Genomic DNA, 23405 nt, shown 5'->3' on the forward strand with positions numbered 1-23405 from the left:
AAGACCTTTACAAGACAATTACCCAGGACTCCAATTACATGAATACAACCCGACATATTGCTTTTCACAGTGCCAACCGCAACACCATAAATCAATTTTTAGACTATCTCACAAAAAATTCTCATTCCGATTTTTCTGAATTCAGAAATAAAAAAGCGGCCTATTTTTCGAATACCACTTTAAATGAATTTATTAAGGAAGAATTATTACACGACGATTTCACCTTAACTTCAGAGAGCCATCGTAAACTATTAACACTATCCAGTGGCGAACGTAAAAAAGCGCTTTTGAAATACTTAATAGCTCGAAATCCCGAATATTTAATACTGGAAAACCCGTTCGATGCTCTGGATTCAGGAAGTGTAACAGCTTTAAAAGAAGAGCTGATTAAACGCTCTGAAAATTTACCTATCATTCAAATTTTCAGCAGAAATGAAGATATCCTCCCTTTTATAAATCAAATTCTGACATTAAAAAATGACGTGTATTCCTGTGTGCCTAAATCCGACTATTTAAAAAAGGAACACCTGGCACCTCATTTTATTTTAAACACAAACATCCCTGAACCACTAAAAGCAAAAAAAAACTACGGATCACCTTTAATTGCCTTCCGCAATGTAAATGTAAGTTACAATGGGACCCCTATTTTAAAGCATATAAACTGGGAGATAAATGCAGGAGAATTCTGGGAATTAAAAGGCGAAAACGGTTCTGGAAAATCCACCCTTGTCACCATGATGATTGGAGACAACCCGAAAGGATACGGTCAGGATTTGTTTATTTTTGGAAATAAAAGAGGCTCGGGAGAAACGGTTTGGGACATTAAACAAAAGCTGGGATATTTTACATCGAGTATGATGGATTTATTTAACGGGCACCATACCGCAATTAATATGGTTATCTCCGGACTTAAAGACAGTATAGGGCTATATCAAATTCCTACTGATCTTGAAACAGATTTAGCCAGGCAATGGTTAAAACTTATCGGACTTCAAAATTTAGAACAAACCAATTATTATTATTTATCGGAAACCCAAAAGCGCCTGATTTTAATTTGCCGCGCCATGATTAAGCATCCGCCATTATTAATTCTGGACGAACCTACGATGGGTTTAGACGATTACGGCGCTTCTATTTTTATAAGTCTGGTAAACAAAATTGCACATACTACCAATACTGCTATTTTATATGTATCTCACCGCCATGAAACCGAATTAACGCCTACCCATATTTTCAAACTGGACAAAACCCCCGAAGGCTCTTCAGGTATAGTTATGCAGAACTAAGCGTATTTTTATCTTAAAAGAAATGCTAATTTTTTTAGTCTTATTTCAAAAAACTGTACCTTTGTACTCCTGTTTAGGACACCCTTTTTAACGGGGTAAAACAGTATTTATATAGAATTGAATATCATGAAATTACTTCTTATCACATTAGTTTTATTAGGACTTGGAGTTGCAGGAATTGCCATTAAAATCTGGGCAAAAAAAGATGGTAAATTTGCAGGAACCTGCGCGAGCCAAAACCCGATGTTAAACGAAAGTGGCGAAGCTTGTGGCTTTTGCGGAAAAACACCAGATCAATTTAAAGACTGTAGCGAACCTCAACATTCTTAAGCCCCTACATGATTGCACTCGACATTATTTTCTACGTTTTCGTAGGAATTGTCCTCGTACAGCTTTTTTATTATTTAGTTGTTCTTAGAGTATTTGCCTTTCTTAGTCCACAAAACCAACACAGTAACACCATTCCAGTTTCTGTAATTGTTTGTGCTAAAAATGAGGCCGAAAACCTAAAAGCTTTTCTACCGGCTATACTTAATCAGGATTACCCCAACTATCAGGTTGTTTTAATTAACGACGCCTCTCACGACGATACTTTAGAGGTTATAGAGCATTATGCAGAGCTTTACCCGAAGATTAAAATTGTAAATGTTAAGAATACGGAGGCGTTTTGGGCCAATAAAAAATATGCTTTAACCTTAGGTATCAAAGCAGCTAAACACAACCATTTATTATTTACCGATGCTGACTGCAAACCGGTTTCAAGCTCATGGATTTCGGAAATGAGTGCGCAATTTAATGGCAATACGGCGATAGTTCTAGGTTACGGCGCCTACGCAAAAATTAAAAAATCATTCTTAAATAAATTAATTCGTTTCGAAACCGTTTTAACAGCCTCTCAATATTTTTCGTACGCAAAACTGGGCATGCCTTATATGGGTGTTGGGCGCAATCTCGCCTATACAAAACCCCTGTTTTTTGAAGCTAACGGTTTTATCAGCCATATGAATGTACGTTCCGGAGACGACGACTTGTTTGTTAACCAGATGGCAACATCTAAAAACACAGCCATTTGCCACGCTCCTGACAGCTTTACCGAATCATTACCAAAACAAAGTTATAAGGCCTGGATCAACCAGAAACGCCGCCACGTCACCACGGCAAAACATTACAAAGCCTATCAAAAATTTATTCTGGGTGCCTTTTATACCACTCAGCTTTTATTCTGGATACTGGCATTAACATTAATTACCCTGCTTTACAACTGGCCTGTAGTTACTGCACTAATTGCAATAAGAATATTCACTCAGTGGATTGTACTGGGAAAAACAGCCAAAAAATTAAAAGAAAACGACTTAATTTATATCATTCCGCTATTAGAAGTCTTTTTAATTGTTTCGCAATTAACTATATTTATATCTAATTCCATTTCAAAACCCAATTCTTGGAAATAGAAGACGCTATTAAAAAAGCTAAAGAAAACGACCAAAAGGCGTTTAATTTCTTGTTAGACACCTACTGGGAGGACGTTTATGGCTTTCAGCTAAAACGTATCGGCAACGAAAATGATGCCGAAGACATTACCATCCAGACCTTTTCTAAGGCTTTCGACAAAATACATACTTACAATAGTGATTACGTATTTAAAACCTGGCTCATTGCCATATCTAAAAATCTTCATATCGATTTACTTCGAAAAGAAAAAAGTTCTATTAAACAACAAATATCGAATGAAGACAGCGACACCATAAATCAGGTCCTGGACGCTTCTCCTTCACCAGAAGATAAAATTATTACAGACCAGAATCTGGCTAAACTCCTGCGGGATATAAAAAAATTAAAACCGCATTACCAGGAAATTATTAATTTACGTTACTTTCAGGAGTTATCTTATAAAGAAATTTCTGAAGAATTGAAAGAACCCATAAACAACGTAAAAGTAAAATTATTACGCGCTAAAAAGCTACTTTCCGCTATTATTCAAAATGAATAATGTATTAAAAAAACTAGGTCCGGGTTTATTATTTGCCGGTGCAGCTGTTGGCGTATCCCATCTGGTACAGTCAACAAGAGCTGGTGCTGATTTTGGATTAGGATTGGTTTGGGTATTACTGGCTGTCCACGTGTTTAAATATCCGTTTTTTCAATTTGGTCCGCGTTATGCTGCAGCTACGGGAGAAAGCCTACTGGACGGGTATAAAAAGTTAGGCAAAGTATTTATAGTACTCTACTTCATTATCACTTTCGCTACCATGTTTACCATACAAACGGCTGTTACCATAGTTACGGCAGGAATTGCTTCTGCTGTTTTTAAAAGCACACTTTCCCTGCAGTTCTGGACGGCGATAATTACCGGCTTATGTCTGCTTATTCTCCTAATAGGAAAATATAAGTTGTTAGACACCTTAATGAAGGTAATAATTATCACCCTAAGCATAAGCACCATAATTGCCGTAAGTGTAGCTATTCCTTCAACAACTTCAGACACTTTAGACTTCCATCAGATATTACCCGACACAAAAACAGGTATTGCTTTTTTAATTGCATTTATGGGATGGATGCCTGCCCCCTTGGATGTCTCGGTATGGCAATCGTTATGGACCGTAGAAAAATCGAAAACCACAGAAAGATTAACTCCGAAAACAGCGTTGTTCGATTTCAATATCGGTTATTTTGCTACTATCTTTTTAGGTTTAGGTTTTATGTGTTTGGGCTACCTTGTTATGTTTAACAGCAACGAAACCTTTAGCGGAAGCGCTGCCATATTTGCCAGTCAGTTCATACAACTGTACACCGCTCATTTAGGAAACTGGACCTACATTATCATAGGCATTGCAGCCCTAACTACCATGTTCAGTACCACGCTAACAACTATGGATGCCTCTCCGAGATCCATGACAAAAAGTACGGAGCTACTCTTTAATTCCAACCAAAAATACGGGTATTATTCATGGATGCTCTTTTTAAGTTTTGGCACTGCCTTTATTTTTTACTTTTTAAATTCAGAAATGGCTTTTCTTATAAAAACGGCCACCATAATATCTTTTTTAACAGCACCATTTTATGCCATTACTAATTACATTTTAATAAGTAGCAAACACACGCCTAAAGCCTGGCATCCATCCAAATCGATGCACATTCTAAGCTGGCTAGGCATTGCCTTTTTAATAAGTTTCAGCATTTGGTATCTTAACTCCTTATAATGCTTATTTAATTTAATACTTTGTATCTTTGCAGTCTGAAAATTGACAATTCATGAATACAGATACAGTTTCAAACATTCTACCGGAACGCCAACCTAAACCAAAATGGTTACGTGTAAAATTACCAACGGGGAAAAAATACACCGAATTAAGAGGACTTGTAGACAAATACAGTTTAAATACTATTTGTACCTCAGGGAGTTGTCCTAATATGGGAGAATGCTGGGGCGAAGGAACTGCTACCTTTATGATTTTAGGTAATGTTTGTACGCGTTCCTGCGGATTCTGCGGCGTAAAAACCGGACGTCCTGAAACTGTAGACTGGGATGAACCTGAAAAAGTAGCCCGCTCTATAAAAATCATGAAAATTAAACATGCCGTACTTACCAGTGTGGATCGTGATGATTTAAAAGATATGGGAAGTATCATGTGGGCAGAAACGGTTAAAGCCGTTAGACGTATGAATCCGGAAACTACCCTAGAGACTCTAATTCCAGATTTTCAAGGTATTGAATCACATTTAGATCGTATTATAGAAGTTGCTCCAGAGGTTGTATCTCATAATATTGAAACTGTAAGACGATTAACTCGCGAAGTTCGTATTCAGGCAAAATACGATAGAAGTATGGCTGTATTAAAATATTTAAAATCTCAGGGTCAACGTCGTACAAAATCAGGAATCATGTTAGGTTTAGGAGAAACGCGCGAAGAAGTTATTGAAACCCTTCACGATTTAAAAGCCAATGATGTAGACGTTGTAACTATTGGTCAATATTTACAGCCAAGCAAGAAACATTTACCTGTACAGCAGTTTATAACTCCGGATCAGTTTGCAGAATATGAGCAAATTGGACTGGAATTAGGATTCAGACACGTAGAAAGTAGCGCCTTAGTGCGTTCCTCTTACAAGGCACAGAAACATATTAACTAATGATTAATGTAGCTATTAACGGGTTTGGCCGCATAGGCCGCCGGGTCTTTAGATTACTTCAGGACCGCCCGTTTATTAATGTGGTTGCAATTAACGATTTGGCCGATGCCCGTACCCTAAGCCATCTGCTAAAATACGATAGCATACATGGTGTTTTTCCACACAACGTCACTTACGATACTTCCAATATTATTGTAAACGACATTAAAATTCCATTACTAAACGCCAGTCACCCTGAAGCTTGTAACTGGAAACCATATCATGTAGATTTTGTGATTGAATCTACCGGTAAATTCAAAACAAAAACACAGCTACAACACCATATCTGCAACGGGGCGAAACGTGTAATATTAAGCGTTCCCCCTACCGACGAGGATATTAAAACCATAGTTTTAGGCGTAAACGACCATATTATAGATGGTACAGAAACTATTGTATCTAATGCCTCCTGCACCACTAATAATGCAGCCCCAATGATGGCTATAATCAAGGATAACTTTGGTATAGATCAGGCATATATTACAACAATACATTCCTACACTACAGACCAGAGCTTACACGACCAGCCACACCCAGACTTAAGACGCGCGAGAGCTGCCGGACAATCTATAGTTCCTACCACTACAGGAGCCGCAAAAGCACTTACCAAAATTTTCCCGGAATTATCTAATGTTATAGGAGGTTGCGGTATTCGTGTTCCCGTACCTAATGGTTCACTTACCGATATTACTTTTAATGTTAAAAAAGATGTTTCTATAGAAATCATTAATCAGGCATTTAAAACTGCTGCCGAAACACAATTTAATGGCATACTGGAATACACAGAAGACCCTATTGTTTCCATTGATATTGTCGGAAATCCACACTCCTGTATATTCGATTCTCAAATGACTTCGGTTATAGGAAATATGGTAAAAATAATAGGCTGGTACGATAACGAAACTGGCTATTCCAACAGAATTATTGATTTATTATGCAAATTATCGGAAAAAATGTAACTTTTATCGAGTAAAAAGTTATATTTACAGACGTAAGTCAACCGAATTATAATGCCTAATATTAAAAAATACATATCGGGTGTATTCTTGTTTTTAGTAATTTGTGTGCAAGCGCAGAACACTTTAAAAAACGATCCTGAAACCCTTCAGAACACGATAGACTATCGTATTACCCAAGCGCAATACGACTTAGACAACAATAATTATTATCCGGCTAAGAAAAAACTGGAAAGCGCCTTATTATTAGCCGAAAAGTTAGATAATAAAAAAAGTATTGGGCTTATTTATTCTAAAATCGGGAAGTTGGAATTCATTATAGAAGAACCCGAAGAAGCCATTAAATCGCTCACCAAGGCTATAGAAGTACAACGTTTTGCAAAAGACAATGTTAACATAGCCGAGACTTACAAAACCTTAGGAAATGTATTTTATTCCTTAAAAGATTACGATCAGGCTCTAATTTATTACCGCTCCTCTTTAACTTTATTTGAACAGGAGGATTTAAACGAATTTGCAGCCGAAGTATTATTAAACGAAGGAAAAACCTACCTAAGTTTAAAACAGTATCGAAAAGCAAGAGAACGCATAGAAAAATCTCTGGCGATAAGTCAGCGTTACGAACTTAAGAAAATAAAGAGTAGCGCCTTAATTTATCAGGCCAGTGTTTACGCCCATTTAGAAGACAATGAAGCCGCTCTGAAACTGGGGAATCGAGGTCTTCAAATTGCAGAAAAAAATAACTACACCGATATTCTGAATGAAGGCTATTTTATTGTAAGTGGCCTATATGAAAAGTTAGGTAATTACAAACAGTCTAACGAATACTTAAAAAACCACATTAAACTATCGGAAACCTTACTGGCCGTAAAACGAAAAAACCTGTCTCCGGATAAACGCGAACAGTTTTTAATAGACAACCAGACTGAATTTCAGAAAGAAAAAGAAGCCGATTTAGAAAAATTAAAAGTTGACAAAAGCCTAAATAAACTGGCTACGATTTTGAGTATCGCCTTAATTACCATCCTCTCGCTTTTAACCTTATCGTTGTACAAAAACAACAACATCAGGTTAAAAACCAATAATATGCTGCACAAAAAAAACAGCGAATTAATACTAGCCAAAGAAAAAGCAGAACTGGCATCGAAAACCAAAGCCAACTTTTTATCTACCGTAACGCACGAATTGCGAACACCGCTGTATGCCGTTACTGGACTTACCAACATGCTACTGGATGAAAACCCGAAGCCAGATCAGATTCAGCATTTAAAATCCTTGAAATTCTCCGGGGACTACCTATTAACCTTTATTAACGACATTCTTCAGATTAATAAAATTGAAGCGAATAAGGTTGGGGTTGAACTAGAAGTTTTCGACCTAAAAAAGAAGATTTCTAATGTTATTGCGGCTTTAAACAATTCGGCCGAAGACAATAATATTAAACTTCATTTTGAATACGACACCGATTTACCATTAAACTTTAACGGCGATCAGTTAAAAATTTCTCAGATCCTGATTAACCTTATCGGAAACTCGATTAAGTTTACTAAAGATGGTGACATCTGGGTTCGCGTTTGTAAAATATCCGACAAAAACGATGTCTTTAACGTACGTTTTGAAATTGAAGATAATGGTATTGGTATTACCGAAGAGAAACAAAAACACATGTTTGAAAGTTTCTCCCAGGGCTCAATTCAAATTAACAGAAAATATGGCGGTACAGGTTTAGGACTTTCCATTGTAAAAGGATTAATCGAGATTCTTAATGGAAAAATTTACCTTAAAAGTGAATTAAATAAAGGCACTACCTTCTTTTTCGAAATACCATTAATACACTCCACCAAAGTAATTGAAGACAAAAAGACCAGTTACTTTAAAGGGGTAAACGAAATGGAATTGAGTAATATTAAAATTCTTGTGGTTGAGGACAACAAAATAAACCAGATGATTACCAAAAAAATTCTGGCTAAAATGAAACTGAACTGCGATGTGGTAGATAATGGTGAAGAAGCTGTAGACCGCGTTAAAAACAACCATTACGATGTTGTATTAATGGACATCCATATGCCTGGTATAAGTGGTATAGAAGCTACAAAGATTATAAGAACCTTCGACAGAGAACTTAATATCTTTGCTTTAACGGCCGTTACTATAGAAGATAAAATGCAGGAGTTTGAAGAAGCCGGTTTCGACGACATCATTTCAAAACCATTCAAACAGGAAGATTTCGAGAAAAAATTATTCAGAGCTGTAATGAGCAACAAAAGTGCATCTTAAGCTGGTAAACCTGCAAATTGCAATACCGCCGCATTAAATTGTTCCGGTTTATCTATTACAGCTTCTATGCTCAGATAATACAATTTATTTTCTAAAGATGGATACTGCATTAAACGCATATAATCTTTTTCGGTAGTAACAATAAAGTCTAAAGCGTCAAACGTACTAATGTCTTCCGCTGTAAAATGATAATGATCTTTAAAATTCAGATGATTAAATTCTAAATGCTGCTCTTTTAAAAATTCAACTAAAGGCGTCGGATTTGCAATTCCTGTAATTAAAGTGAATTTAGGCAGACTTAACAAAGGCAATTGTTTACCTTTCGACACCACCTCATCGGCGTATTTAATACGACTAAAAAAGACCTGCTGTTCTGTTTCAGGGTTAATAGTCTGTACAATACTATTTTTCTCAGCTTCATCTAAATACTCCGGACATTTGGTGACCACAATTAACTGTGCCCGCTTAGCTCCGCTTTTTGGTTCTCTTAAATCTCCTGTAGGCAGAACAAAATCTGAAGTATACAAATTGCTATAAGTTGTTAGTAAAATATTTAAACCAGCCTGCACCTTACGATGCTGAAACGCATCGTCTAGCAAAATAACATCCGGCTTAGGTCTCAACTGCATTAATTTCGCAATGCCCTCCCTCCTGTTCGCATCCACTGCAACCGTAATTTTATTTTTAAATTTAGTATAGAACTGAAATGGTTCATCTCCCAGCTCTTCAACAGTAATATCCATTTTCCCGATTTGGAATCCTTCACTTTTACGCTTATAACCACGACTAAGTGTGGCTACATGAAACTGCGGACTTAAAAGCTTTATTAAATATTCAATCATTGGAGTTTTTCCTGTGCCTCCCACACTTAGATTCCCGACGCAAATTACCGGAAAATCATAAGCTGTAGAATCTAAAATTCCCATATCGAACCCTTTGTTTCGCAACCAGGTTATACAGTGATAAATGGGCACTATAGGAAAGAAGATGTATCTCAATAATTTCATGGTAACGAAAGTAAATATTTTATCTTTGTTTTAAACTTAATACCAAAGATATTATGATAATTCAAGACGTGATTAACCACCTTGAAGACTTTGCTCCACTACAATATGCTGAAGATTTTGACAATGTTGGCTTGCTTGTTGGAGACAAAAACACCTCTCTAACCGGAGTTTTGATTACTCTCGACACTCTAGAAGCTGTTGTAGACGAAGCCATAGAAACCAAATGCAATCTTATTATAAGCTTTCACCCTATTATATTTAAAGGGCTTAAAAGCATAACAGGCAAGAACTATGTGGAACGCGTAGTGTTAAAAGCCATAAAACACGACATTGCAATTTACGCCATACACACTGCTTTAGACAACCATATTGAAGGTGTAAACGACATGATATGCAATCAACTGGAATTAATTAACAAAAGCATATTAATCCCTCAAAATGGTACGATAAAAAAACTAACGACTTACGTACCTCAGGCAGAAGCAGAAACCCTTAGAAACGCTTTGTTTGATGCCGGTGCCGGACAAATAGGTAATTATTCCGATTGTAGTTTTAACCTGGAAGGCACAGGCACCTTTAACGGCAACAGCAACTCTAATCCTACAAAGGGCAAAAAAGGGTCTATACATTACGAAGCCGAAACCAAAATTACCGTAACCTACGCCAAACATTTGGAATCTAAAATTCTAAAGGCCCTGTTCAGCACCCATTCGTACGAAGAAGTAGCTTATGAAATTCTTTCTTTGGAGAACCAGAATCAGAATATCGGTATGGGCATGCTGGGCGAGTTACCTCAAACTATGGAAGAAACCGAATTTTTAAACTATGTAAAAACAAAAATGAATACAGCCTGTATTCGCCACAGTGCATTGCTTGGAAAACCGGTTAAAAAAGTTGCTGTTTTAGGCGGATCTGGAAGTTTTGCCATCTCTAATGCAAAACGAGCCGGTGCAGATGCATTTATTACAGCCGATTTAAAATATCACGATTTTTTCTCGGCAGAAAATGAAATAATTTTAACCGATATCGGACATTTTGAAAGTGAGCAGTTTACAAAAAACGGTTTAGTAGCACATCTTACAAAAAAAATTACTAATTTTGCAATCGTTTTATCAAAGACCGATACAAACCCTGTTAAGTATTTTTAAAGTATGGCAAAAAGTAAAGAAGTTACTGTAGAAGAACGTTTAAGAGCTTTATACGATCTACAACTTATTGATTCTAGAATCGATGAAATTAGAAACGTTCGCGGAGAACTACCATTAGAGGTGCGTGATTTAGAAGATGAAGTTGCTGGACTACAAACAAGACTTGAAAAATTAGATGCTAGTCTTGAAACTCTGGATGATGAGATTAAGGCTAAGAAAAATTTAATTGAAGAAGCTAAGTCTTTAATTAAAAAATACAGTGAACAACAAAAGAATGTTAGAAATAACAGAGAATACAATTCACTAACAAAAGAAATCGAATTTCAGGATTTAGAAATTCAATTGGCTGAAAAGCACATTAAAGAATTTAAAGTGCAAATTGAGCAGAAAAAAGAAGTTATAGCTCAAACTAAAGAACGTTCTAAAGAACGTCAGTCTCACTTAAAACACAAAAAAGGCGAATTAGATGCTATTTTAGCTGAAACTGAAAAAGAAGAATTAGCATTAATTCAAAAATCTGAAGAGTATAAAACCTTAATAGAAGAACGCTTGGTTACGGCCTATACAAGAATTCGTAACAACGTTAAAAACGGTTTAGCTGTTGTTGCTATTGAAAGAGGTGCTTCTGGAGGTTCATTCTTTACAATTCCACCACAAATTCAAATGGAAATTGCGTCTCGTAAAAAAATCATTACAGATGAGCACAGTGGAAGAATATTAGTTGACGAAGCTTTAGCTAATGAACAAAAAGAGAAAATGGAAAAACTATTTGCTAAGTTTTAATTCATTAACACATACTTAAAAAACGTCCTTCAATATTGAAGGACGTTTTTTTTACGCCAATATTAAACACGAAACATTGTATCTTCGCTATATGAAAACAGTAGATTTTATAGTTGTAGGCTGCGGCCTTGCCGGCATAAGTTTTATAGAGCAATTAAAGACTAATAACAAATCAGTATTAGTGTTCGATAATGCTTCCCAGCAATCTTCTACAGTAGCAGGTGGCTTATACAATCCAGTCGTTTTAAAACGATTTACCTCTGTGTGGAAAAGTAAAGAACAACTGGAATTAGCCTTACCATTTTATCATAGTCTGGAAGATAAACTCCAGGTGAAATTAGATTATAAAATTCCTGTTTTACGCCGCTTTACTTCTTCTGAAGAACAGAATGACTGGTTTGCAGCTTCCGATCGTCCTCAGGTAGGCGAATTTCTTTCAACCAAAATCGTTAAAAACACCAACCCGCATATTGATGCGGCATATGGATTAGGAGAAGTATTACATACCGGACGCATAGATACAGGACAGCTTATTACAAGTTATATTAGCTATCTAAAAACCACCAATGAGTTTAGCGCTGAAGGCTTCGATTACGACGCATTAAAAATTACAGAATCAGGTTTTCGCTATCAGAATGTACTTGCCAAACACATTGTCTTTGCTGAAGGTTTTGGAGTAAAACGAAACCCATACTTCAACACTTTACCATTAAACGGAACCAAAGGGGAACTTATAACGATAAAAGCACCCGATTTAAAGCTCGATTACATTTTAAAATCCAGTGCCTTTTTAATTCCGATGGAGAATGATGTGTACTGGGTAGGCGCCACCTACGAATGGAACGATAAAACCAATAGCATTACCGAAAAAGCGAAAGATGAATTACTGTCTAAAATAAAAATGTTTATTACCTGCGATTTCAAAGTTATAAATCAGGTGGCTGGAATCCGTCCAACAGTTAAAGACCGCAGGCCTTTAGTTGGCGAGCATCCGGAGTATAAAAACATGTATGTATTAAACGGCCTGGGCACCCGAGGTGTTATGATTGCTCCTTATGTATCTGAAAAATTATTCAATTATATAGAACATGGCCAGACTCTGGATTCTGAAATAGATATCAGACGGTTTAATTCAAATTAAGATTTATCCTTTACCAGATTAGGATCGTAAGACATGAAAAAGTTAATCCAGATATTACGAGACCAGCGCATAATAATAGGCATAAACACTATAAGCGTACCAACAATAGCTATAAAAGAAGTCATTAAATCGGTCCCGAAAAATAAAAAACTAATAATAAACGCCGCTACCGCAAAAGCAATGCCCACAGCATAACTTACATACATGGCACCATAAAAGAAAGAGGGCTCTATTCGGTATTTAGTATGACAATGCGAGCAGGTATCGTGAATTTTCAAGGTATCTCCCAACACATAAGGATTCTTATTTACATACATAGATTCCTGATGACATTTTGGACAAGCTCCCGTGAAAATACTATATAGTTTCGATCCTTTTTTAAACATTTTATTTAATGTATTTTTGCGACTTATTTCTAATACAAACTTAAGATTTTAAAAGCTAAAGTTTGGTAACTTTCGTAACAAAACTATGCTTAACATACATAACTTATCGATATCATTTCAAGGCGAATATTTATTCGAAGAAATTACCTTTAAACTCAGTCAGGGCGACCGTGTGGGCTTAATTGGTAAAAATGGCGCAGGAAAATCGACCATGTTAAAAATTTTATCCAGAGATTTACAACCAGATTCCGGACAGATTTCTGCTGACAAAGATTTAAAAATAGGTTTTTTGAGACAGGATATCGATTTTGTTTTAGGCCGTACCGTTCTGGAAGAAGCTTATCAGGCCTTTACCGAAATTAAGGCTCTGGAAGCTAAAATGGAACATATAAACGAGCAGCTTGCCGAGCGTACCGATTACGAAAGTGAAGCTTACCACCAGTTAATGATCGACTTAAATGATGTTCAGCATCAGTACGAAATTATTGGAGGATATAATTATCAGGGGAATACAGAACGTATCCTTTTAGGTTTAGGATTTCAACGTGAAGATTTCGAAAAACTTACTGATACCTTTTCCGGAGGTTGGCGTATGCGGATTGAACTGGCAAAACTTTTACTTCAGGACAACGACATTTTATTACTGGATGAGCCTACAAACCACCTGGATATTGAATCGATAATCTGGCTGGAAGGCTTTTTAAAAAATTATTCGGGAGCCGTGGCCATTGTGTCGCACGACAAAATGTTTTTAGATAACGTCACCAACCGCACCATTGAAATTTCTCTGGGTCGCATTTACGATTACCCGAAACCATACTCTAAATTCTTAGTCTTACGAAAAGAAATAAGAGAACAGCAATTAGCCTCTCAAAAAAATCAGCAAAAGCAGATTGAACAAACAGAAAAATTAATAGAAAAGTTCAGAGCCAAAGCATCTAAAGCTACTATGGCTCAGTCTTTAATTAAGAAACTGGACAAAATAGACCGTATAGAAGTAGACGAAGACGATAACAGCGTCATGACCTTAAATTTCCCCGTATCCATTACACCAGGGAAAGTGGTTGTAGAAGCCGAAAACATAGTAAAAACCTATGGCAGTAAAAATGTGCTTCAAAACATTAGTCTGCATGTAGAACGCGATAGTAAAACTGCTTTTGTTGGACAAAACGGACAGGGAAAATCGACACTGGCTAAAATTATTGTGGGTGAGTTAAAACACGAGGGGCATTTAAAACTCGGGCATAATGTACAGATAGGTTATTTTGCTCAGAATCAGGCCGAGTATCTGGACGGAAATAAAACGGTTTTAGACACTATGATTGATGCAGCCAACGAGACTAACCGTAGTAAAGTACGGGATATCCTGGGCTCCTTTTTATTCAGAGGTGAAGAGGCAGACAAATATGTTCGTGTGCTTTCCGGTGGTGAAAGAAACCGTTTGGCACTCGCTAAACTAATGTTACAGCCCTTTAATGTTCTTGTAATGGACGAACCTACCAACCACCTGGATATTAAATCGAAAAACGTTTTAAAGGAAGCCTTAAAGCGCTTTGAAGGCACCTTATTATTAGTATCGCACGACAGGGATTTTCTTCAGAATTTAACCGATAAGGTTATCGAATTTAAAGACCATAAAATTAAGGAGTATTTAGGAGATATCGACTTTTATCTCGAACAACGAAATGTTGAGAACTTAAGAGAAGTAGAAAAGCGTGAAGTCATTAAAAACGAACCTAAAACTAAAAAAACAGCTTCTTACGAAGATCAGAAAAAATTAAAGTCCTTAAACAATAAATTAAGTAAGATTGAATCTCAGATTAACGATCTGGAAAAAGACATTAAAAAATTAGATGAAGATCTGGCTAAAAACCACGATGAATTAATTGCCAAACCAGACTTTTTTGAAAAGTACAACAACAAAAAAACAAAACTGTCTGCCCTTATGGAAGATTGGGAAAATGTGCAACTCGAAATAGAAGAATTGGAGAACTAAATTAATTCAGACGTGTATTTCGTCGAATAAATTTGAATTTAAACTGGTTTTTTGTTAATATTGAAATATGATATCCTCAAATCTATTTCAATTATGAAAACCTTAAAGCTAGCCACTCTTTTATTTTTTACGACCTTATTCACCTTTGCCGGTATTCCATTCGAAGAAAAAAAGGCTTTGGTTAATTTATATTATGCTACCGATGGCGAACATTGGAAAATTCCATGGAATCTGGATGCGCCAATAGAAACCTGGCATGGTGTAAAAATTAGCGACGACCATGTTGTTGCTCTTATTTTACCAAGCAACAATCTTAGAGGCGAAATAACTTCCAGCATAAGCGACTTAAGATATTTAAAAACGCTTAATTTGGCTTCTAACCAATTAAGCGGACACATTCCTAGATCTATTGGGGAGTTAAGAGATCTGGTATCCTTAGAGTTATTCATGAACAACTTTGTCGGTTTTTTACCGGTAGAAATTGGTAATCTTGAGCAACTGGAATTCCTGAGTTTATATCACAACAAATTCCAGGGTAACATCCCTTCTACTTTCGAAAATTTAAAGAATCTGGAAATTTTACAATTAGGGAATAACAACTTCTCGGGACAATTTCCGGATCATTTATGTAAACTAGAAAACCTGGAACACCTGAGTTTATCCGACAATCATTTTGAAGGCGAAATTCCGGCTCAGATAAGTGAATTATCAAAATTAGAAGAGCTTGTTATGTCAGACAACAAGTTTACAGGTTTCCTTCCTAAAGAATTAGGAAAACTATCTAAACTTAATATTTTAATGGTGAAGAATAACAAGTTTAATAAAGACTATAAAAACTTTACCAATCGCATGCCTAAAAACTATTTAAATTTTGATATGGGCACGGTGGTTACTGATAACGATTAGTAATTAGATATACATATTTTAGTAAATTAAGGGCATGTTAGAATATTTTTTTACATGCCCTTACTGTTGGGAAACGATTTCAATGTTACTCGATTCTGGTGTTCCATCGCAGCAATATATTGAAGATTGCGAGGTCTGGTGTAACCCCATTGAAGTTATTGTAAATTTTAACAACGGCAAACTTACACATTTTCAGGCTAATAAAAATTAATCAATAATTTCTTTAAAATAATGCTTGTAATATCTAAAAACCATTGTATATTTGCACCACAATATCGCGGGATAGAGCAGTAGGTAGCTCGTCGGGCTCATAACCCGAAGGTCACTGGTTCGAGTCCAGTTCCCGCTACAAAGGACAAAAATCAAGTATAACAAACGGTTTGGGGTTGCCAAACCGTTTTTTTATGCCTAATTTTACCGACCTTGTCAACAATGCATATGAAAGTGCATATGGAAATGCATATGATTTGTCCTTGAAAAAAAAGTATTCTAAACCCAAAATTTACACAGCTAAAGGCGACCTCAACAAAAGGTGGTATGTCTATTTTTCTTACCGAGATCCGAAGTCTGGGAAGCTCAAAATGCAAACCCCGTTTTATGGTAATGCAAATCAACATAAGACCAAGGAAGAACGCTTAGCAGCTTTAGGGATTTACAGCAAAATTATAAGTCAACTTTTGTCGGAAGGATACAATCCTTATGAGGATAATACCGAGCGTTTCTATGCGAGCGAAGAGGGCAAAGAAGCTGTAGTAAATAAAGAGCCAGTACAAGATGCGAAAGAGGAAACTGTGAAAATTGTTCCAAAAGTAGAAGTGTCACAAGAATCTAAAGAGACCGAAATAGGGGAGGGATTCATAGAGGCCCTTGATTTTGATCTGAACCTAAAGAAGCGTTTGCTTCGTGAGAGTAGTTTGAGGTCTTACGAGAACCATCTGAGTGTGTTCAGGAGATGGATTGAGGAGAACCATCCCAAACTCAAATATATTGCTCAACTTGATAAGAAGGTTGTTTTGGAGTTTTTGAATGATGTCTTGGATAGAACCTCTGCAAGGAACTATAACAATTACAGGGCGAGTTTGAGCAGTATGATGGGAACTCTTGAAAGCAACGATAAGGTTACAAGCAATTTTGTTAAGAACATCAAAAAGCTCAAAACAGACCCCAAAAGGAACAAAACCTATAGCAGGGAAGAACAGGAGCGGATATTCCAATATCTTGAAGACAACGATCCATTGCTGCTCCATTTTATCAAGTTTGTTTCCTATAGTTTTATGCGTCCAATAGAGGTGTGCAGATTAAAAGTTGGTGATCTTGACCTAAAGAACAAGACCCTTAGCTTTAAGGCCAAAAACAGTCCCTTAAAAACAAAGATTATCCCTGATATACTTATTGATGAACTGCCTGACCTTTCCAGTCTAAAAAAGAAGGATTCACTGTTTACTCCCAATGGGATGGGAGGTGTTTGGGATATCACTCCCGACCAAAAGAGAGGTTATTTTACCAAACGCTTCAAGAAAGTGGTAAAGGATGAGTTTGGTTTTGATGAAGACTACGGAATCTATAGCTTCAGGCATACCTTTTTTACGAAACTATACAGACAAATGTCCCAAAAGACAAATCCACATACTGCAAAGGGGAATCTAATGTTGATTACAGGGCATACCTCTATGGCTGCCCTTGAAAAATATTTAAGGGATATTGATGCCGAACTGCCAAGTGATTATTCAGAAATATTAAAGAATTAAAAATGCCTAATGTACAGTCTATGGAAGAGATTCTTTTGGATCTAGGAAAAAATCTTCTAAGGTCTTTGGTGTTTTATTTGCCCAAAAACCTCTCGGAGTATTTGGATGAAGAAGGAAAGGGACTTTGGGAAGAACATGCCAATAAATTGGTCTTGATAGAAAACAATGGGGCGAACTATTTTGTAGAAGATAAACTGGCCTGTCACCACATCATGTCCAAATCCATGTTGCTCAGTGATAATCTGTTCAAGTTAATGGAGCTGAAAGGTGATATAAAAGAAGAGAGTCTGGGCTATCTTTTGAAGAAGTACGGTCAACAGGTGGAGGGCTGTGTGTTGATGAGCCAATGGTTTCTTGACAATTGGCAGCGTGACATCCCTGAAATTACAAAGGATCAACAGAGGGCGATAGCATTTCAGCTAAAAAGTTTTAAGGAGCATTTTGAGGAGTTCAAATCGCATTTTGGAAACTATGTTTTGGAGAAGAATGATATAAATGAACTTCGTCGTGAGGCTATAGAGAGGTGGAAAGAACAATTGGTTCAAATCAAAGCGCCAATTGTTGTTCCCGCACTGCCTCAAAAGGAACCAGAGAAAGTCACCAAAAATGATGAGAGGAAACAGCGTTTGGATAAGGTGAAAGAGCGAGCAATGAAAAATGCAAAGGAACAGATACTCACACAAATCTTCAAAGTTAATTTTAGGAAGGATACAACCGATATACCCAATTAAGATATATGGCTAAAAAGAAAAAGATTCAAAATGAAGAAGAAAGCTTGAATTTTAGAATTCCAAAAGAACTCAAGGCGACAATAGTATCACGAGCTGAAAAGCGTAATATCACCGTTTCCAAATATGTTAGGGAGGTTTTACAGCAGGTTCATGATGGAACCTATTGTGAAGAGGAGTTTGGGAAATTTGAGCGTGAAGATTTTCTGTTTTCAAAGGAATTCATTCAGTTGATCATTTGGATGTATAGCTTACGTAGTGATAGGAGCGTAAAGGAAAATCGGGAGCAAGTTGAAAAGTATATTGCCACGTTAAAGAAAGTTGGTGATTATGTATCCGATGAATTGAGTGCGGAATTCGATAAGGTATTGCTAGAACTTTTGGAACTTAAAAAGAAAGACACTTGGACTTATCAAAACTATTATTTTTCGGACTCGGGGTCTAATTCAAGTAAATTTAATTTTAGTGTGTTGGAATCCTTTTTCTTAAACGAGGGATGGATAAGATCCTTCACCATCGATATAAGTAGAAGCTAAATTTTGCTTCAGTTTTTTTTGTGATAATTACCCTGATAATTTTGTGATATTTTTTTATCACAAAATTATTTTCTATTTCACAAATCATTAAACACCCTTTAAAACCCTTGTAAAACAGCTAAAATTCGCTATCAACGTTTAAAAATGAACTATTGCAACAGTTCATCTTTTTTGTGATACAGGCATCCCTCTATTTATATTCACAGCTACGCATGAAATACTACTTGGTGTCGTGTTAGACTGGATCATTATTTCCGCTGTTCATGATTCCCGTTCTATCCTGCACAGTAAGTTTTTCAGCTCAAATTAGCTTGTACACAACTATGGATTCTCGTTTCAAAGTTTATTGTCCTTCATACAAAAGCACGTTCCACAAATCGTTTTAGCTATTCCTCTCGCTAAGAGCATTTCTGAATTCCTAAATACTAGATATCAAGCCTTAAACACACCTAAAACAGAAGGAATTGCTTCTTGTTTAGAAACTCCTTTCCTTAATTAATAGTATCCGAATACTACTCCTCTATTATTTATTCTAGTTACTTTAACACAATCTCCACCTTTGCTAGGTCTAAAACACCAATTATTCACATAAATACCTTACTATTTTTACGGTATATCCTTAATCCTAAATAATCTTAAAAAGCTTAATTTAGTCAACCTAAAAAAAATCACATCTTAATTGGTTGGCAGAATTCACCTTTAACTAAACTACTAGAAACTAAAATCCCCATTTACTATTACTCTAATATGAAACTAAAACTAAAATCCATTATCCATGTTGTGGCTTGTATAATAACTAATACGCTCTTTTCTCAAAACTTAGAAGTTAGTTATCAAATTCAAGATTCTATATTAGAACTTAAACACAAAAATTTAGATAACTATCCTGTTCAAATACTCGACCCTTTTAAAGTAAAACCAGGAACTGTCTTTCATTTTGGTTTACTCTATAAACATAACATGTATTCTTTACCTCCAGGCGCAATATACAATATGCAAAATGAGAGATTTTTAACCATAAAAGAGAATCAAACATTAATACTAAGAGCCAATTTCAAAGAAATATTACAATCTATAACTAATGAAAATAATGAAAACGAAAGACTGAACTTCGATGAAATTTTAGCTATTCTCGCTCACAAAAATTATAGATACTTTAATTTTTCATATTACTTATATTATAAATCAATTTCTGGAGATATTTTGAATAAAAATTATGTATTGGAATCAATAATACAGTAAACACCACAATAATAATTTTCTATAAACGCCATAGGTTACATTTAATACTTATAAGTTTTACCTATATCAACAGAAACAAAAAAAACAAACTAACTAGTGTGTTGATACACCTATTACAAACAATTAAAACAAAACTATAAATGAATAAAAAACAGGCAATTATTACTCTTATTTACATTCTTTCATTTTCAGCTATTTCTTATAAGTATTTGGATGTATTCATTACTGAAATATTGTATGCATCCTCCAAACCGGATGGAATTTACCCCAATTAAAACATTTCTAAATTCAGCTCATAATGTACATTTCGACCAGAGCCAATAGAAAATAAGGCACGTTTTTCAACTAAATCTTGTAAATCTCTTGTAGCTGTTGCTTTAGAGGTTTTTGTTAGAGCAATGTATTTTTTAGCAGTCATTCCCCCTTTAAAACCTTCAATTCCATAATCAAGCATTTTATTTAAGACTTTTAGCTGTCTTTCGTTAATTTGATCTCTAATCTGACCCAAAAGTTTTGATTTCTTTAAAGTAAATCTAATTATTGTTTTAGCTTGTTTCTGAGCTTTTAAAATGGTGGATGAAAAATAATGTATCCAAGAGGTTATTTCTAACCCTTTTTGAGCCTGTTTGAGTGCATCATAATAAGCCTGTTTGTCTTGATCAATTACCGTTGATAGACTCAATATTATTGGACGCTTCATAGATTCAGAAAGACATTTTTCTGCTAGCGCCCGACCAATACGTCCGTTTCCATCTTCAAACGGATGGATAGATTCAAAATATAGGTGAGTAATTGCAGTTTTTATTAATATATCTTTTATATCCTGAGGGGTAACCTTATAGCTGTTATACCATTCTACAAATTGAGACATTTCGCTAGGAAGATTTATAGAAGCAGGAGCTTCAAAGTGTATGATTTCTTTACCATACCTTCCAGAAATAATTACCATTGGTTCTATGCCTTGTCTATACGAACCACTATTTATAAAGCGAGCGGTTTTAAATAAAATATCGTGCCATTGTTTAATTAGAGTTTCACTAAGAGTAGAGGCATAATTTTCTCGAATTTCTACCATTAATTCAGAAATTCCTTTGGCTGATTGGTCCTTTATTTGAAAAATATTTTTGTGTAAGCCTAATCGTAGTTTTATTGAAGACATTATATCTTGTCTGCTATGATACTCCCCTTCTATTTCTGAGGTTTTTATTGCTTCATCAATCATAAATTGAATTATGGTTTCTTGTTGAAACTCTAGCGGCAAACCATCAATTAACCCTTTTACTTCACCTGTTTCTAATGCAAATTCTAAAACAATGTCATCTATCACGGATGAGTCGTATTTAAAATTAGGCCAATTTTTATGTTGCCAATTATAATTCATGAGCCGATTACTACTTGTTATCGGCTCAAATATACCAAATATATTGATTTGATTATTTTTTTTAATTGGCTCAAAATTGTTCCTAACACTTATTGGATAGGGCGAACAAACTGAGTCACCCGCAGCGGAAAAAACTGAGCATAATGAAATTTGCCTCCCCTTTTTAATAATACTTCATGTCTTATCGCAGACTGGATGATTATTTCCGCTGTTTATGGTTCAGGTTCCCGGACTATCCACTCCGACCCCAACATAACGAAAGATAAAGGCCCCAAATATTAAAAACAGATTGAGGTCCTTTCCTTTCTATCCGTGTACAAACGTTTACAAACGCTTACAAATATTTACAAACGAATACAAATACTTAACAACCAACTAGCTATTGAATTACATGTAAATTACACAATAATTCAATAAACATGTCATTAAAACTTCATATTACATTAAGACATCTTCTCATAGATGACACTCAACAAATTGGACTTAAATTTTATGCCAACTCGACATTGCAAATTTTAATCAAGGAACTGGAAGACGTAAAATGGAGTAAAGAGTTTACTATGTTTTACATTCCAAACACCAGACACAATCTAAATGCAATTTTTAAATTATTTAAAGGTGTAGCCTGGATAGATACCAAATACTTTTTTGAAAAAACTAGAGCTAAAGAACTGGATGAGATATTTGACGCAAGGTGGGTCTACACAAGGAAACGACATCCGGACTATAAATTTTGTCCTGAGAACTACTTACAAAAATTAGAGTTAAAAAAATACGCAAACAATACTGTTAAAACCTATGTTTCCTGCTTCGAATGTTTTATAAACTATTACAACAAGCAAGATATTAACCACCTAGATGAAAATGACATTAGAAATTATTTAGAATTTCTAGTCAAAACCAATCGATCAGACAGCTACATAAATCAAGCAGTTAACAGTATTAAATTTTATTACGAAACTGTCTTAGGACTTCCAAACAGATTTTACAGTATAGAACGTCCAAGAAAATCAATAAAACTCCCTACAGTACTTTCAAAAGATGACGTTTTCTCGATCATTTCTTGTGCCAATAACCTAAAACACAAATGCATTATAGCCCTACTCTACTCTGCCGGACTAAGACGTTCTGAACTACTGAATTTAAAACTTACCGACATTGAAAGTAACCGAATGCTAATTAAAGTCAGAGATGCTAAAGGCAATAAGGACAGGTACACCATTTTATCTAAAAAAATGTTAAAAGACTTAAGAGAATATTATAGACAATATAGACCTAAAAATTATTTATTTGAAGGCCAAACCAAAGAACAATATAGCGCTAATAGCGTAGGCAAAGTTGTTAGTAATACTGCCAAACAAGCAGGTATAAAAATTCCAGTTTCATCACACACGCTTCGTCATAGTTTTGCTACTCATCTCTTAGAAGCTGGTACTGACATAAGATATATACAACTTTTACTTGGACATAACTCCACTAAAACAACTGAGATATATACTCATGTAGCCAAAAACAGTTTCTCCGCAATAAAAAACCCTTTAGACATGTAAGTATTTGCTTATATTTGAGTGGATATATAATAGAAATAAACACACCAGTGTGTTTATCCACATGTTGTACACAAGCTAAAAAATGAGGAACGAATATGAAATAAATAGTGACGGAATAAATATTTACCTGACATTATTTGTAAAATCTCATCCAATTGCGAAAA

At 35.5% G+C, this 23405-nt stretch carries 22 protein-coding genes and 1 tRNA gene; 20 read left to right on the forward strand and 3 right to left on the reverse strand.

Annotated elements, in window-relative coordinates; all coding sequences use genetic code 11:
* The first annotated feature begins 38 nt into the window (after positions 1–38).
* The 8 genes from I3217_RS15570 to I3217_RS15605 all read left to right on the forward strand — a co-directional run bounded on the left by I3217_RS15570 (position 39) and on the right by I3217_RS15605 (position 8689).
* Positions 39–1286 carry an ATP-binding cassette domain-containing protein gene (locus tag I3217_RS15570; protein WP_435050695.1) on the forward strand — a complete coding sequence of 416 codons (1248 nt, stop codon included), beginning with the start codon at positions 39–41 and terminating at the stop codon, positions 1284–1286.
* A gap of 126 nt (positions 1287–1412) precedes the next feature.
* A complete protein-coding gene (locus tag I3217_RS15575) occupies positions 1413–1616 on the forward strand; it encodes a membrane or secreted protein (RefSeq protein WP_435050696.1) in 204 nt (67 codons plus the stop codon).
* A gap of 8 nt (positions 1617–1624) precedes the next feature.
* Positions 1625–2737, forward strand: coding sequence for a glycosyltransferase (locus tag I3217_RS15580; protein ID WP_435050697.1), 1113 nt, complete (start codon positions 1625–1627; stop codon positions 2735–2737).
* Positions 2728–3276, forward strand: a complete 549-nt coding sequence (locus tag I3217_RS15585; protein WP_435050698.1) for an RNA polymerase sigma factor — start codon at positions 2728–2730, stop codon at positions 3274–3276. Before I3217_RS15580 ends, I3217_RS15585 begins: the two co-directional genes overlap by 10 nt.
* Complete coding sequence (locus I3217_RS15590) at positions 3269–4486, forward strand: NRAMP family divalent metal transporter (RefSeq protein ID WP_435050699.1); 1218 nt, start codon at positions 3269–3271, stop codon at positions 4484–4486. The genes I3217_RS15585 and I3217_RS15590 overlap by 8 nt, the downstream gene beginning before the upstream one ends.
* A 52-nt stretch (positions 4487–4538) precedes the next feature.
* A complete protein-coding gene (gene lipA / locus I3217_RS15595) occupies positions 4539–5417 on the forward strand; it encodes a lipoyl synthase (RefSeq protein ID WP_435050700.1) in 879 nt (292 codons plus the stop codon).
* Positions 5417–6415, forward strand: a complete 999-nt coding sequence (gene gap / locus I3217_RS15600; protein WP_435050701.1) for a type I glyceraldehyde-3-phosphate dehydrogenase — start codon at positions 5417–5419, stop codon at positions 6413–6415. Before lipA ends, gap begins: the two co-directional genes overlap by 1 nt.
* Positions 6416–6466: 51 nt before the next feature.
* The gene (locus tag I3217_RS15605) at positions 6467–8689 is read left to right on the forward strand and encodes an ATP-binding protein (RefSeq protein WP_435050702.1); all 2223 of its coding nucleotides are present in this window, start codon (positions 6467–6469) and stop codon (positions 8687–8689) included.
* Here the strand turns inward: I3217_RS15605 and lpxK are convergent.
* Positions 8686–9696: a tetraacyldisaccharide 4'-kinase gene (gene lpxK / locus I3217_RS15610; RefSeq protein WP_435050703.1), complete on the reverse strand. Its 1011-nt coding sequence runs from the start codon at positions 9694–9696 to the stop codon at positions 8686–8688. The genes I3217_RS15605 and lpxK overlap by 4 nt on opposite strands.
* A 53-nt stretch (positions 9697–9749) precedes the next feature.
* Here lpxK and I3217_RS15615 point away from each other — a divergent pair, with 53 nt between their 5' ends.
* The 3 genes from I3217_RS15615 (at position 9750) to I3217_RS15625 (ending at position 12768) form a co-directional block, all read left to right on the forward strand.
* A complete protein-coding gene (locus I3217_RS15615) occupies positions 9750–10844 on the forward strand; it encodes a Nif3-like dinuclear metal center hexameric protein (protein ID WP_435050704.1) in 1095 nt (364 codons plus the stop codon).
* Positions 10845–10847: 3 nt separating this feature from the next.
* Positions 10848–11627: a zinc ribbon domain-containing protein gene (locus I3217_RS15620; RefSeq protein ID WP_435050705.1), complete on the forward strand. Its 780-nt coding sequence runs from the start codon at positions 10848–10850 to the stop codon at positions 11625–11627.
* A gap of 91 nt (positions 11628–11718) precedes the next feature.
* Complete coding sequence (locus I3217_RS15625; protein WP_435050706.1) at positions 11719–12768, forward strand: NAD(P)/FAD-dependent oxidoreductase; 1050 nt, start codon at positions 11719–11721, stop codon at positions 12766–12768.
* Here the strand turns inward: I3217_RS15625 and I3217_RS15630 are convergent.
* On the reverse strand, positions 12765–13154 hold the full coding sequence (locus I3217_RS15630; RefSeq protein ID WP_435050707.1) for a DUF983 domain-containing protein: 390 nt from the start codon (positions 13152–13154) through the stop codon (positions 12765–12767). The two genes, I3217_RS15625 and I3217_RS15630, sit on opposite strands and share 4 nt — an antisense overlap.
* A gap of 85 nt (positions 13155–13239) precedes the next feature.
* On the opposite strand from I3217_RS15630, the gene I3217_RS15635 reads away from it, so the two are divergent.
* From I3217_RS15635 to I3217_RS15670, 8 genes are all read left to right on the forward strand, one after another.
* Complete coding sequence (locus tag I3217_RS15635) at positions 13240–15150, forward strand: ATP-binding cassette domain-containing protein (RefSeq protein WP_435050708.1); 1911 nt, start codon at positions 13240–13242, stop codon at positions 15148–15150.
* 93 nt (positions 15151–15243) lie between these two features.
* Complete coding sequence (locus tag I3217_RS15640; RefSeq protein WP_435050709.1) at positions 15244–16056, forward strand: leucine-rich repeat domain-containing protein; 813 nt, start codon at positions 15244–15246, stop codon at positions 16054–16056.
* Between the two features lie 34 nt (positions 16057–16090).
* Complete coding sequence (locus I3217_RS15645; RefSeq protein ID WP_435050710.1) at positions 16091–16267, forward strand: CPXCG motif-containing cysteine-rich protein; 177 nt, start codon at positions 16091–16093, stop codon at positions 16265–16267.
* Between the two features lie 65 nt (positions 16268–16332).
* Positions 16333–16405, forward strand: a tRNA-Met gene (locus I3217_RS15650).
* 55 nt (positions 16406–16460) lie between these two features.
* Complete coding sequence (locus I3217_RS15655) at positions 16461–17804, forward strand: tyrosine-type recombinase/integrase (RefSeq protein WP_435050711.1); 1344 nt, start codon at positions 16461–16463, stop codon at positions 17802–17804.
* Between the two features lie 20 nt (positions 17805–17824).
* Complete coding sequence (locus tag I3217_RS15660) at positions 17825–18535, forward strand: hypothetical protein (protein WP_435050712.1); 711 nt, start codon at positions 17825–17827, stop codon at positions 18533–18535.
* A 5-nt stretch (positions 18536–18540) separates the two neighbouring features.
* Entirely contained in the window at positions 18541–19068 is a 528-nt protein-coding gene (locus tag I3217_RS15665; protein WP_435050713.1) for a hypothetical protein, read from the forward strand.
* A gap of 747 nt (positions 19069–19815) precedes the next feature.
* Positions 19816–20310 carry a hypothetical protein gene (locus I3217_RS15670; protein WP_435050714.1) on the forward strand — a complete coding sequence of 165 codons (495 nt, stop codon included), beginning with the start codon at positions 19816–19818 and terminating at the stop codon, positions 20308–20310.
* Between the two features lie 271 nt (positions 20311–20581).
* On the opposite strand, the gene I3217_RS15675 is transcribed toward I3217_RS15670, so the two are convergent.
* Entirely contained in the window at positions 20582–21691 is a 1110-nt protein-coding gene (locus tag I3217_RS15675; protein ID WP_435050715.1) for a Fic family protein, read from the reverse strand.
* A 419-nt stretch (positions 21692–22110) separates the two neighbouring features.
* On the opposite strand from I3217_RS15675, the gene xerA reads away from it, so the two are divergent.
* A complete protein-coding gene (gene xerA / locus I3217_RS15680; protein ID WP_435050716.1) occupies positions 22111–23241 on the forward strand; it encodes a site-specific tyrosine recombinase/integron integrase in 1131 nt (376 codons plus the stop codon).
* Positions 23242–23405: the final 164 nt, after the last annotated feature.

The sequence above is a fragment of the Formosa sp. S-31 genome (genome assembly GCF_051172795.1).
Classification (GTDB): domain Bacteria; phylum Bacteroidota; class Bacteroidia; order Flavobacteriales; family Flavobacteriaceae; genus Formosa.

What these genes read in the sequence shown, in the direction of transcription:
- I3217_RS15660 (WP_435050712.1), top strand. Translation starts at nt 17,825, where the DNA reads ATGGAAGAGATTCTTTTGGATCTAGGAAAAAATCTTCTAAGGTCTTTG.
- xerA (WP_435050716.1), top strand. Translation starts at nt 22,111, where the DNA reads ATGTCATTAAAACTTCATATTACATTAAGACATCTTCTCATAGATGAC.
- I3217_RS15575 (WP_435050696.1), top strand. Translation starts at nt 1,413, where the DNA reads ATGAAATTACTTCTTATCACATTAGTTTTATTAGGACTTGGAGTTGCA.
- I3217_RS15615 (WP_435050704.1), top strand. Translation starts at nt 9,750, where the DNA reads ATGATAATTCAAGACGTGATTAACCACCTTGAAGACTTTGCTCCACTA.
- I3217_RS15570 (WP_435050695.1), top strand. Translation starts at nt 39, where the DNA reads ATGAATACAACCCGACATATTGCTTTTCACAGTGCCAACCGCAACACC.
- I3217_RS15625 (WP_435050706.1), top strand. Translation starts at nt 11,719, where the DNA reads ATGAAAACAGTAGATTTTATAGTTGTAGGCTGCGGCCTTGCCGGCATA.
- I3217_RS15670 (WP_435050714.1), top strand. Translation starts at nt 19,816, where the DNA reads ATGAAACTAAAACTAAAATCCATTATCCATGTTGTGGCTTGTATAATA.
- I3217_RS15590 (WP_435050699.1), top strand. Translation starts at nt 3,269, where the DNA reads ATGAATAATGTATTAAAAAAACTAGGTCCGGGTTTATTATTTGCCGGT.
- I3217_RS15645 (WP_435050710.1), top strand. Translation starts at nt 16,091, where the DNA reads ATGTTAGAATATTTTTTTACATGCCCTTACTGTTGGGAAACGATTTCA.
- I3217_RS15640 (WP_435050709.1), top strand. Translation starts at nt 15,244, where the DNA reads ATGAAAACCTTAAAGCTAGCCACTCTTTTATTTTTTACGACCTTATTC.
- lpxK (WP_435050703.1), bottom strand. Translation starts at nt 9,696, where the DNA reads ATGAAATTATTGAGATACATCTTCTTTCCTATAGTGCCCATTTATCAC.
- I3217_RS15620 (WP_435050705.1), top strand. Translation starts at nt 10,848, where the DNA reads ATGGCAAAAAGTAAAGAAGTTACTGTAGAAGAACGTTTAAGAGCTTTA.
- I3217_RS15630 (WP_435050707.1), bottom strand. Translation starts at nt 13,154, where the DNA reads ATGTTTAAAAAAGGATCGAAACTATATAGTATTTTCACGGGAGCTTGT.
- I3217_RS15665 (WP_435050713.1), top strand. Translation starts at nt 18,541, where the DNA reads ATGGCTAAAAAGAAAAAGATTCAAAATGAAGAAGAAAGCTTGAATTTT.
- I3217_RS15675 (WP_435050715.1), bottom strand. Translation starts at nt 21,691, where the DNA reads ATGAATTATAATTGGCAACATAAAAATTGGCCTAATTTTAAATACGAC.
- I3217_RS15605 (WP_435050702.1), top strand. Translation starts at nt 6,467, where the DNA reads ATGCCTAATATTAAAAAATACATATCGGGTGTATTCTTGTTTTTAGTA.
- gap (WP_435050701.1), top strand. Translation starts at nt 5,417, where the DNA reads ATGATTAATGTAGCTATTAACGGGTTTGGCCGCATAGGCCGCCGGGTC.
- I3217_RS15655 (WP_435050711.1), top strand. Translation starts at nt 16,461, where the DNA reads ATGCCTAATTTTACCGACCTTGTCAACAATGCATATGAAAGTGCATAT.
- I3217_RS15580 (WP_435050697.1), top strand. Translation starts at nt 1,625, where the DNA reads ATGATTGCACTCGACATTATTTTCTACGTTTTCGTAGGAATTGTCCTC.
- lipA (WP_435050700.1), top strand. Translation starts at nt 4,539, where the DNA reads ATGAATACAGATACAGTTTCAAACATTCTACCGGAACGCCAACCTAAA.
- I3217_RS15635 (WP_435050708.1), top strand. Translation starts at nt 13,240, where the DNA reads ATGCTTAACATACATAACTTATCGATATCATTTCAAGGCGAATATTTA.